The organism is Exiguobacterium profundum (genome assembly GCF_001909285.1).
GTDB lineage: Bacteria > Bacillota > Bacilli > Exiguobacteriales > Exiguobacteriaceae > Exiguobacterium > Exiguobacterium profundum.
This window is the reverse complement of record NZ_MRSV01000001.1, coordinates 491,335-502,116: the sequence shown is the minus strand read 5'-3', so window position 1 is coordinate 502,116 and position 10,782 is coordinate 491,335. Positions and strand designations below refer to the sequence as shown.

At 50.2% G+C, this 10,782-nt stretch carries 7 protein-coding genes; all 7 read right to left on the bottom strand.

Annotated elements, in window-relative coordinates:
• Positions 1 to 193: 193 nt before the first annotated feature.
• The 7 genes from BBB58_RS02645 to mfd all read right to left on the bottom strand — a co-directional run bounded on the left by BBB58_RS02645 (position 194) and on the right by mfd (position 10,757).
• Entirely contained in the window at positions 194 to 2,806 is a 2,613-nt protein-coding gene (locus BBB58_RS02645) for a YhgE/Pip domain-containing protein (RefSeq protein ID WP_074035302.1), read from the bottom strand.
• A gap of 202 nt (positions 2,807 to 3,008) precedes the next feature.
• Entirely contained in the window at positions 3,009 to 3,521 is a 513-nt protein-coding gene (locus BBB58_RS02640) for a S1 domain-containing RNA-binding protein (RefSeq protein ID WP_012727724.1), read from the bottom strand.
• A gap of 74 nt (positions 3,522 to 3,595) precedes the next feature.
• A complete protein-coding gene (locus BBB58_RS02635) occupies positions 3,596 to 3,970 on the bottom strand; it encodes an FtsB family cell division protein (RefSeq protein ID WP_012727725.1) in 375 nt (124 codons plus the stop codon).
• Positions 3,971 to 4,012: 42 nt separating this feature from the next.
• Positions 4,013 to 4,285 (bottom strand): RNA-binding S4 domain-containing protein, encoded by a 273-nt coding sequence (locus BBB58_RS02630; RefSeq protein ID WP_012727726.1) that lies wholly within the window; start codon positions 4,283 to 4,285, stop codon positions 4,013 to 4,015.
• The gene (gene yabN / locus BBB58_RS02625; RefSeq protein ID WP_074035301.1) at positions 4,282 to 5,697 is read right to left on the bottom strand and encodes a bifunctional methyltransferase/pyrophosphohydrolase YabN; all 1,416 of its coding nucleotides are present in this window, start codon (positions 5,695 to 5,697) and stop codon (positions 4,282 to 4,284) included. Before yabN ends, BBB58_RS02630 begins: the two co-directional genes overlap by 4 nt.
• 1 nt (position 5,698) lies before the next feature.
• Entirely contained in the window at positions 5,699 to 7,246 is a 1,548-nt protein-coding gene (locus BBB58_RS02620; RefSeq protein ID WP_074035300.1) for a polysaccharide biosynthesis protein, read from the bottom strand.
• Positions 7,230 to 10,757 (bottom strand): transcription-repair coupling factor, encoded by a 3,528-nt coding sequence (gene mfd, locus BBB58_RS02615; RefSeq protein ID WP_074035298.1) that lies wholly within the window; start codon positions 10,755 to 10,757, stop codon positions 7,230 to 7,232. Before mfd ends, BBB58_RS02620 begins: the two co-directional genes overlap by 17 nt.
• Between the last annotated feature and the right edge of the window lie 25 nt (positions 10,758 to 10,782).

The following is a 10,782-nucleotide window of genomic DNA, read 5'->3' as shown; positions in this document are numbered from 1 at the left end:
ACGACCTCACGGGTATGAACCGTACGCTCTAGCCAGCTGAGCTACACCGCCATGTTATTGTTGTGTCCTAAGCACATTTTCTATAATAACCAGTCACCATTCGAGTGTCAATTCTTTTTTTATATTTTTTTAAGAAAAAAATCGTGTATAGTGTCGTCTTAACCACTATACACGATTTTGTATCGTATTTACATCATGCTTCTGATGCGACTTGACGATATTTTTTCTTCCATGCGATCCGGAAGTACGCCCATAGTAATGCAAAACATCCGGCAGCCACAAACACTAAATAGGTTGTCGCCGTCTGCAAGTACTGCGCACCATCTGCCGATAGAATTTCTTTATATCCGGCAACCGTATACGTCATTGGAAGCAAGGCATTGAATGGTTGCAATGCTCTTGGAATCAATTCAAGCGGGAACGTCCCGGCTGACGTCGTCAATTGTAAAATCAACAAGACGATCGCCACGAAACGTCCAGGGTTTCCGAGTGTTGTCACGAGCAACTGTACGATAAAGAGGAACGTGATGCTCGTCAACCAGCTGAAACCGAAGAATTTCAATGGTTCGCTCACTTCAAGACCGAGCAGTTGCACCATAGCCACATCGAGAATCAAGGCTTGCAAGAATCCGACGACCATGAGGACACCAGATTTCGACAATACCCACGATAGACTACGTTTCGGGCGCCCTGCTGGATCGTATAATGGATAAACGATCGAGAGAAGGAGTGCCCCAACGAAAAGTCCGAGTGACATAAAGTACGGAGCAAATCCAGTACCGTAGTTTGGCACCTCGTGAATCGAGTTGTCGACGAGCGACACTGGACCGGCCATCATCTCGACGTTGTCATCTGTTAGACCGATGTCTGCGTCTTTCGCACCTTTTACCAAGGCGTCACGAAGTTCATCGCTACCTGATGCGAGCTCTTTCATTCCGTCAGCGAGTTCACCGCTACCGTCTGAAAGTTCTTCTCCACCATTCGCGAGCTGATTCGCGCCATCCGTTAGCTTGCTCGTTCCGGCTCCGGCACCCTTCGCACCTTCGGCCAGTTCACGGCTTCCTGACTGCAACTTTTGACCACCGTCCGCTAATTGATTCGCACCATTCACCAATTCATTCGTACCGGTGCTTGCGCTCTTCGCTCCATCCGCAAGCTTTTCGCTACCCTCAGACAACTGTCCAGTCGCGTCTACAAGCTTGTCACTTCCAGCGGCGAGCTCAGTTGTCCCATCTTGAAGTTGTGTCGCGCCTTGATTGAGCTTCGCACTCGCTGACACAAGTTCTTGGGAACGATCGGCCGCCGTTTGCGTACCTTGCTCGATTTGACTTGAACCACTTGCCAATGCGTTCGCACCTTCGGCCAATTTCGTTTGACCGGTACTCAATTCAGAAAGTCCAGTCGATAGTTTGTCTGCACCTGTACCTGCCTGATCAAGACCTGCGCCAAGTGCGACCTGTCCTTCTTTCACTTTTGTCGCGCCAGCGGATAGTTGATCAAACCCGGCCGCCGTCTCTTGCTTCCCTTCGCTCAGTTGTGCCGCAATGGCTTGAAGCATTTCAGGTGATGCCGATTGACCCGACTCAGCGAGCGCTGTCAATTGTCCAATCAACTCATCTTGTTTCGCAGTCAATTCAGACTTCATTTGTCCGATTCCATTGACCACGTCTGTTTGACCCGCAACAAGTGCCGCGTTTCCGTCCTTCGCCTGAGTCAACGCTCCTGAGAGTTTTGTGGCACCATCCTGTAATGCAGATGCCCCCTCTTTCGAGCGCTCGATGCCGGCAGCAAGGTCTTGAACACCTTGGTTCAACGTCTTCGCACCTGTGTGCAGCTCATCTAGTTTAGATGCGAACGCTCCTGTTCCGTCAACGAGTTGGCTCGTCCCGCCTTGTAAGGCAGAAGCGCCCTCGCTGACACGATGGACCCCGTCCGAAAGTGAGGCTGAGCCCTCGTATACTTGTTGACTGCCATCCGCGAGTGCAGATGAGCCATCGGCCAATTGCGAAACACCATCACGTAATTGACTTGCTCCATTCGCCAGTTCCCGTTGTTTCGAAGCGAGAAGCTTCGTCCCATCCGCGAGTTCTGATGAACCATCGGCCAACTGAGTCATCCCATCGTTTAATTGGCTTGCTCCATCCGCGAGCTCACGTTGTTTCGAAGCGAGAAGCTTCGTCCCGTCCGCCAACTTGACGGCACCGTCTTTTGCTGACGTTGAGCCGTCCGCAAGTGTCGCTGCACCATCTGCGGCCTCACCAAGTCCGTCTGCCACATCATTCAATCCGTCTTTCAACGCACTGACATACTGTTTCGAGACTTCGGTCGACAGTTCCGCTTTGACTTGTTCCATCGCGGAACCACCGATTTGTGCGGCTAAGAAGTTATACGATTCATTTGCGATATACTTCAGTTCGAGTTGCTCCGGATGTTCATCTAAAGCAGTCGTCGCTTTTTTTGAAAAGTTTTCTGGAATCTCGATCGCCATGTAGTAGTCATGGTCTTTCAGTCCAGATTCCGCTTCTTTCTTCGTCGTTTCGACGAACTCGAACGCCTCCGAATCCAGCAGCTTATCAATGAGGTCATCTCCAATTGCAAGCGACTCCCCTTCAAACGTTGCCCCTTTGTCTTCATTGACGATGGCGACCGGCAAATCTTTCATCTGTCCATACGGATCCCAAAAAGCCCATAAGAACATACCGGCGTACATTAACGGTACGAGTGCGACCGCAAGAATCGGAACCAACACACGTGGGTTCTTGAAGATACTTCGCCACTCCGCCGTCCACAGTTTCCATCCATTCATTTTTCTCTCCACCTTCACTTATAAAACATAACTATTTTTTTATGTTTCCTATTTTGCTAAATTCCTCGAAAAAAAGCAACTCTTTTAGTTATTTTTTTTTTATTTTAAAAAAAAAAAAAAAGCCATGAACGAAAATGTTCATGGCTCGTCTCATTACAAGACCTCTATGGTTACGAGTAGAAGCTAATTGGTATACGAAGGATTACCCGCGCTTGGCTCCGCGTCCACCGCGTTTTGAGTCTGTTTGACGTTTCAACGTCGAAAGACGCTCGTCGCTATCTTTCAAGAACTTACTCATCAATGTATCGAATGTTTCTGGTTCACGACGTTGTTCACGACGACCGCCACCACGTGGGCCGCCACCGCGCGGACCGCCGCCACCGCGTGGACCACCTTGACCTGGGCCACCTGGACGTGGGCCACGAGAGAAACGCTCACCAGCTGGACGCTCAGGACGCTCAGGACGTTCGCTTACAGGACGGTCGACTGCTTTCTTGATGGACAACCCGATTTTCCCATCATTTTCGACGTTCAACACTTTTACCGTGACTTCTTGACCGACTGTCAACACTTCGTTAATGTCTTTGACGTAAGAGTCTGCCACTTCACTGATGTGTACTAATCCTGTCTTGCCATTTGGGAGCTCGACGAACGCTCCGAAATGCGTAATCCCTGTAACCTTACCTTGTACCTTGCTTCCTACTTCAATTGACATAAAATAATGTACTCCTTTTTTGTTTGTTTCTTTCTAATTATACGAGTCGTTTCCCTAACGGTCAACGAACCGACTTATTCCTCTGGCGAGAAGTAGAAAATAATCTCTCCATCTTTAGAGAAAAGCAGTTCGTTTCGTGCTAAGTTCGCGATATAATCTTCATCCTGTAACCGTTCCACTTGCTCTTTCAACTCATCCTGTTCGGCCTGCTGTTCACGCAACTCCACTTTTGCTTGTGCGTAGGCTTGTTGCTGGTCCGATACGTACCCTACTTTCGAGAAGTAACTCTGTCCAATCAACACCATGACAAATAAAAACAGGAGAGAGGCTGCCGCCAAACGACGTCGAAGATGAACTCGTCGGCGATGTGTATCTTTTTCTAGCTGTTCTCTACGCTCATCTAGCGCTCGAATGCGTCGTTGTCGATCCATCGGATTACGTCCGTTCATCGCCTCATCCCCCTCCTCTTAATACATTAAGTATACTTTTTTTTATGAGTTGATACTACCGTCCATCTTCTCTTCTTTAAGTAAACGATACATTTCTTTCGCATCTTCTTTACGTGCATGTTCTGCGATTGAATCGATGACGACCGTGACGAGTTTATTTCCGAAGCGAATTTGTAACTCATCTCCGACTTTAACTTCTGTGCTCGCCTTCGCGACTTGCCCATTCAGTTGAATTCGTCCTTGGTCCGCCACTTCTTTTGCCAACGTGCGACGCTTGATTAGACGTGACACTTTTAAAAACTTATCTAGTCTCATAAACCTTTCTCCTTTGCCTCGTTCCAAAGCACATCCATCTGTTCGAGTGTCATCTGGTGAAGGTCACCGTTCGCTTCCACATACTCGAATCGACGTTTGAACTTTCGGTTCGTCTGTTCTAATGCTTGCTCGGCATTCAGCCCAACGTATCGCGCGATGTTCACGATGGAGAACAATACGTCCCCAAGTTCCGATTCATCACTTAGGTCTTCATGCCATTCTTTTAACTCTTCTTCCAGTTTTTCGAAGGCACCGGATACGTCATCCCACTCAAATCCGACGTGAGCCGCTTTCTTTTGAAGTTGCTCCGCTCGCATCAATGAAGGTTGGTCGACGAGAACACCATCGAGTTGCGATTGTTTCTTTTCCCCTTTTTCCGTCTGTTTAATCGCATTCCAGTTTTTCACCACGTCAGAGGCATCTTCGACGGTGACATCGCCAAAGACGTGTGGATGGCGGCGCACCATCTTCTCACTGATGGAACCGATTACGTCACGAATATCGAAATAGCCCTCATCTTCTCCGATTTGAGCATGCAACATCACTTGGAGCAAGACGTCTCCCAATTCTTCGATGATGGCATCATCGTCTTCTGCATTGATTGCTTCAATCAACTCATACGCCTCTTCTAATAGGTACTTGCGAAGTGACGCATGCGTCTGTTTACGATCCCACGGGCACCCGTCTGGTCCTCGAAGCGTTGCGATGATTTGTTTGAGTGTCGCAAAATCCTTCGCCAAATACGATTCATCCACGAGCGGTGGAACGTAGAGGGTCGTCAAGTTATTCACTTCCGCCATCCGGTCCATTTCGAATAACGGAATGTGCTCAATTCGTTCTTGCGTCGTACCGGCAGCCGTCACAAGGGTGACGGGATGGTCGTCCGGATACCGTTCCATCAATTGCACTTTGACGTCACCCGCCACGAATCCATCGTACACTTGCCCGATAAGCACATGTTGGGTCACCTGCAAACGTTCAAGGTCGAGTGCGGTCGCATCGAGCAGTTGAAATCCATTGATTGGGTCGATCCGGAGCGCCTGGAACATGGCATCGAGGAAACTTTGACCACCGAGTACATGAAGGTCGGCACCGCGTTCCACCAATAGTTCGACGGTCCGTTCCGCTACGAACGGGTGGCCCGGTACGGCGTATGTGATCGCCATTTCTTCACTTTTACTCAACAACGTCTCGACAATTTGGTCATAAACTTCTTCAAACGTATCACTCGATTCATAGACCGAATCAAATGATTCGAACACGAGTCCTTCCGCTTCTAACTCTTGAACGACAGGATGTTCTTTTGTGCGCAACCAGACGAGCGGTTGTTGTTTTAAATGGCGGTACACACCGAGCGGCAATTGATTCAACTCACCAGACCCGAGTCCGACCACCGTGATTGTATAACCCATATTAGTTCTCCTTTTTCTCGAGCACATCGAGCAGACGACTTCCGAACGGGATCAGTTCCCATTCCGCAAGTGACAGCATTCGCGTACTCCATAATCTCCATATATAAAGGACGGCACCGCTACACACCATTCCGATTAACCAACCGAACGCAGTGATTCGCGAATCGACCCACATCTGACCTAGCCAGTTTAACACGCCAATGAGGAACAGCATCGGTACGAGGGCTTTCCATAGCGATTTATAATGTTTCGATCGAAATGATCCGAGCGGAATCGAACGGTCAAGCGCCCGAAAATTATAGAATGCCATCGCTAAAAATCCAATCGACGTCCCGATTGCCGCGCCTTCGATTCCGTAACTCGGGACAAGCCATGCGTTTACCATACTTTTCACTAAAATTGCGACGACCATACTTCGTGCCGCGACCCACTCTCGGTCAATCGCCTGCAAACAAGTCATACTCGCAATCGCCAAGGAGGCAGCAAACGTACTCGTCGCTAAGAAGACAAGGGCTCGCGTCCCGGACTCGTCTTCAAACAAGGACACGTTCAAGAAAAACATGACTCCCATCAACCCGATGGTCGCTGCACCAGCAATCGCCGTCGTCACACGAATCATCGAACGGAGTCCCTGTGTCGTCTTTTGGAGATGCCCTGCCCGATAGTGACGGACGAGCGTTGGCACGTTGGCCATCCCGATGGTCGTGGTGAACAAAATGGCGAATTGCACGAGCGGATATCCTCGATCGAACACTCCTTTGCTCACCTTCGCCTCATATGTGCCACCCATCAAATTGACGATGGTGAAGGAGTCGACCAGTTGCATCCATAAAATCCCGAGTGATGCGAATCCGACCGCGAAACCCGTCGTCAACAAGAGTTTCATTCCTCTCCGAAACGTGACGCGGCGCACCCTCACAATCCGCACTCCTCGTGCGCGATAAACTAAAAAGGCAATCGCCACAAGCCCACCGATGAGCGTCGCACCATACGCATATTGACTGAGCGTATATGCATCTTTTCCGAGACGGACCCCAATCCATAATAGGGACAGCATGACCGTCACGCGGACAAAGTTCTCGAGCACTTGCGACCATGCGCTCGGTCGTAAGTCATCTCTCGATTGAAAAGCCCCGCGCAACACGGCTGACGCCGGCATGAGTAAATAACTCAAACTGATCACGCGAAGTGCAGGAGCTAGCTGCTCATCTCCAAGCCATTTCGCTAGGGTCGGGGCAAACAGCCATACCGTGACGACAAGCATGGACGAGAGTAGAAGTAAGGCGTAAAAGCTTCCCCATAAGACTTCTAACTTACGATTCGTCCCTTTCGCACCGACGCCGATTTTCGCAATGACGACCGGCATCGCATAAATGCCGAGTGACGCCACGATGGCCGCGAACGGATAGACGGTTTGATAGGCATAAAGTCCGAAGTCCCCCGCCAAGTTTTGATAGGGGACACGATAGGCGAAGCTGATCAGTTTCGATACGTAGCCGGCAAGGGCGAACAGAACGACGCCTTGCGCAAACTTACTTGGCGACCGCATCGCCCACCAACCGCTTCATCAGTTCTTCTAATACAGTATCGGCATCATTCAAGAGCTCTGTTAGCGGCATCCGACCGCTGAGTGACAGTTTCAAGGCGCCATCTTCTTGCCCTACGCCGAGCTTACGACCAAGAGGCATCGACCACTCCATGAAGGACGGGACATCCAGAGCCGTCGTCGATTCTTTCGATAAGACAATTTCGATACGTCCTGGCGTCTGCTTGATTCGACTCACTTTTGCCAGTTCTCCATAAATACGCAGACGTGTCAATTGAATGAGCAACGCGACCGGTTCCGGGAATTCGCCAAATCGTTCAATCAGTTCATCTTGAAGGGCGAACAACGCGTTCGGCGTATCTACATATTTGAAGCGTTTGTACATCTCAATCTTCAATTCGCTATCTGACAAGTAGTCATCAGGGATATACGCATCGGCCTGGAAAGTGATCTCCGGTTTGAAGACGACTTGTTTCGCTTGTCCACGCATGCGGTCTTTCCGTTCCTCAATGGCTTCAGAGAGCATTTGTGAGTACAGATCGAAACCGACCGAATCAATGAATCCAGACTGTTGTGCACCGAGTAAGTTCCCGGCCCCACGAATCGACAAGTCGCGCATCGCAATCTTAAAACCACTGCCGAGCTCTGTGAACTCTTTGATGGCCTGAAGACGACTTTCTGCCACTTCCGTCAAGCGCTTGTCTTTCCGATACGTAAAGTACGCATAGGCGATGCGATTCGAACGTCCGACACGACCTCGGAGTTGGTAGAGCTGGGACAGTCCCATTTTGTCGGCATCGTGGACGATGAGGGTGTTGACGTTTGGAATGTCGATTCCCGTCTCGATGATTGTCGTTGAGACTAAAATATCCGCCTCGCCCTCTAGGAAGCTGATTAACTGGCTCTCGAGCTCACTTTCAGTCATACGTCCATGGGCCGTAGCAATTCGTGCATCAGGCAATAAGGCCCGGATCTCTTCCGCTTTCCGTTCGATCCCTTCGACACGGTTATAGAGGAAGAACGCCTGTCCTCCGCGAGCGAGTTCACGTTCGAGCGCTTCACGCAAGACGATGCCGTCGTATTCCATGACGTATGTTTGGACAGGATAACGATTCTCTGGCGGTGTCTCCAATACGGACAAGTCACGGATTCCGATCATCGACATATGCAATGTCCGTGGAATCGGTGTCGCCGTCAACGTGAGGACGTCGATGTTCGTCTTCAACTGTTTCAGACGCTCTTTATGTTTGACGCCGAACCGTTGTTCTTCATCGATGATGACGAGACCGAGGTTGGCGAACGTCACGTCTTTGGACAACACGCGGTGTGTCCCGACGACGATGTCAATGGTACCTTCTTTCAAACCTTTCTTCGTCGCCGTCATTTCACTCTTCGAACGGAAACGACTCATGACCGATACGTTGATCGGGAATTCGCTGAACCGCTCGAGCATCGTTTCATAATGCTGTTGGGCGAGGACGGTCGTCGGGACAAGAAAGGCCACTTGTTTACCGGCGAGCACGGCTTTGAACGCCGCCCGAATTGCCACTTCCGTTTTTCCGTATCCGACATCTCCACACAAAAGGCGATCCATCGGACGGGAGCGTTCCATATCCGCTTTGATTTCTGCAATCGAACGGACCTGGTCTTCTGTCTCGGCGTACGGGAAAGAGGATTCGAACTGACCCATTTCTTCATCGTCCGGAGGGAACGCGAAACCGACCGAGGCCTCTCGTGCCGCGTACAATTTAATGAGCTCATCAGCAATGTCTTCAACCGATTTGGCAACTTTCGATTTTACTTTCTTCCACTCGGTGCCGCCGAGTTTATAAATCTTTGGCTCTTTTCCTTCGGCACCGACATATTTTTGGACGAGATCGATTTGGTCGACCGGCACGTAGAGGGCGTCGTCCCCTGCATAGACGAGGTGCAGGTAATCCTGATGGATTCCACCGACCTCGATTGTTTTAATGCCAAGGTACTTCCCGATTCCGTGGTGCACGTGGACGACATAATCGTTCGGTTTCAGCTCTTGGTAACTCTTGATTCGTTCGGCGTTCGTCAAATTCTTCGTCTGACGTTTTCGTTTCGTCACACGCTTGAACAACTCTTCTTCCGATATGACAACGAGACGGCTCGTCGACAGTTCGAATCCCCCTTCGATTTGACCGATGATGACCGAGACACGTCTCGGTTCTAACTCTCCATCGACATTGGTGAAGGTCGAGGCGATTCCATAGTCGGAAAGAAGCGCTTCAATCTTATCTGCACGCGACTTATCTCCCGCAAGTACGACGATTCGTTGATCACCTTGCTGCCATCGTTCGACTTCCTGCTTCAATAGATGCATCTGACCGTGGAACGCCGGTAGCGGACGACAGCTCAAATGGACCGTATCGCTCTCCGGAATGCCCGAACGACGAGACGGAAGCAAGGAGAACGCGACTTGCTTCAAGTCGCGGAAGACTTTATGCATCGGGACGGCGAGCGTGTAATTGCTGACAGCCTCCCCTTTTTTTATAAGTGAGGAGAACCATTCCGCCTCTTCACGATCCTGTACGTCCGCAGCGTCCTCGATTCGTGCCACCTCATCTAAAATGAGGACGGCGTCTTTCCCAACGTAGTCAAGGAGTGTGGACGTATAGAGCAATGGCGAATACTTCCCAACTTTCTCCGGAAGGTCTCCACGCTCAAGCCGCTCGATGTCTGTCATGACTCCTTCTTCAAGGGCTTGACGGATCACTTCATTCCCAATCAACTCGACGGTTCGGTCGTACTGCTTCCGAAGCGTACCGCCCGCCTGCTTCAGCTGATTCTCCGTTGCGATGAACTCGGTCGCAGGCGTAATGCACACTTCCCCCACTACACCAAGCGAGCGTTGCGTTTCCGCGTCAAACGTGAAAATTGAGTCAATCTCGGTGTCGAACAGGTCGATTCGATATGGGCGCGCTTCTGTAAGCGGATAAACATCTAGAATACTCCCTCGTACGGAAAATTCACCAGGTGTCGTCACCGTTGCCGTTCGTTCATAGCCCATGCCCGTCAATTGTTTCGAAAAATCCGCTAAATCGAGGTCACTTCCTGGCTTCAACATGATGCGACTGTCTTGCCACGCTTCCGGACTTGGTACATAGCGTCGTAATCCACCAAGCGGCACGACAACAACGCCTCCTGTTTGGTCGAGGAGACGAGTACGGGCATCAATTCGGGCGGCTAACAGTTCCGGACTAGACGTCAGTGACAGTTCACCTGCTAGCGTCTCATCGATCGGATACAACAACGTTTTGTCCGGACCGATGAGTGATTCAAGTTGATCGAACATCTTTTGGGCTTGATACATGTTATGCGTCACGACAATAAGACGTCTCGAGGACGATTTCACGAGTCCAGCCAAGACGAGCGCTTTTGCGCTTGTCGTCAAACCCGTCACCAATTGACGGTCTACTTTTTGGAGTCGCTCTCGAATCACATTCGTTTCAGGGAGCGCCACCATAAATCTCTCTAAAGCATTCATTTGTTTTCCTCCAAAAAAAAAAACA

What these genes read in the sequence shown, in the direction of transcription:
- BBB58_RS02630 (WP_012727726.1), bottom strand. Translation starts at nt 4,285, where the DNA reads ATGAGACTAGATAAGTTTTTAAAAGTGTCACGTCTAATCAAGCGTCGC.
- mfd (WP_074035298.1), bottom strand. Translation starts at nt 10,757, where the DNA reads ATGAATGCTTTAGAGAGATTTATGGTGGCGCTCCCTGAAACGAATGTG.
- BBB58_RS02635 (WP_012727725.1), bottom strand. Translation starts at nt 3,970, where the DNA reads ATGAACGGACGTAATCCGATGGATCGACAACGACGCATTCGAGCGCTA.
- BBB58_RS02645 (WP_074035302.1), bottom strand. Translation starts at nt 2,806, where the DNA reads ATGAATGGATGGAAACTGTGGACGGCGGAGTGGCGAAGTATCTTCAAG.
- BBB58_RS02640 (WP_012727724.1), bottom strand. Translation starts at nt 3,521, where the DNA reads ATGTCAATTGAAGTAGGAAGCAAGGTACAAGGTAAGGTTACAGGGATT.
- yabN (WP_074035301.1), bottom strand. Translation starts at nt 5,697, where the DNA reads ATGGGTTATACAATCACGGTGGTCGGACTCGGGTCTGGTGAGTTGAAT.
- BBB58_RS02620 (WP_074035300.1), bottom strand. Translation starts at nt 7,246, where the DNA reads ATGCGGTCGCCAAGTAAGTTTGCGCAAGGCGTCGTTCTGTTCGCCCTT.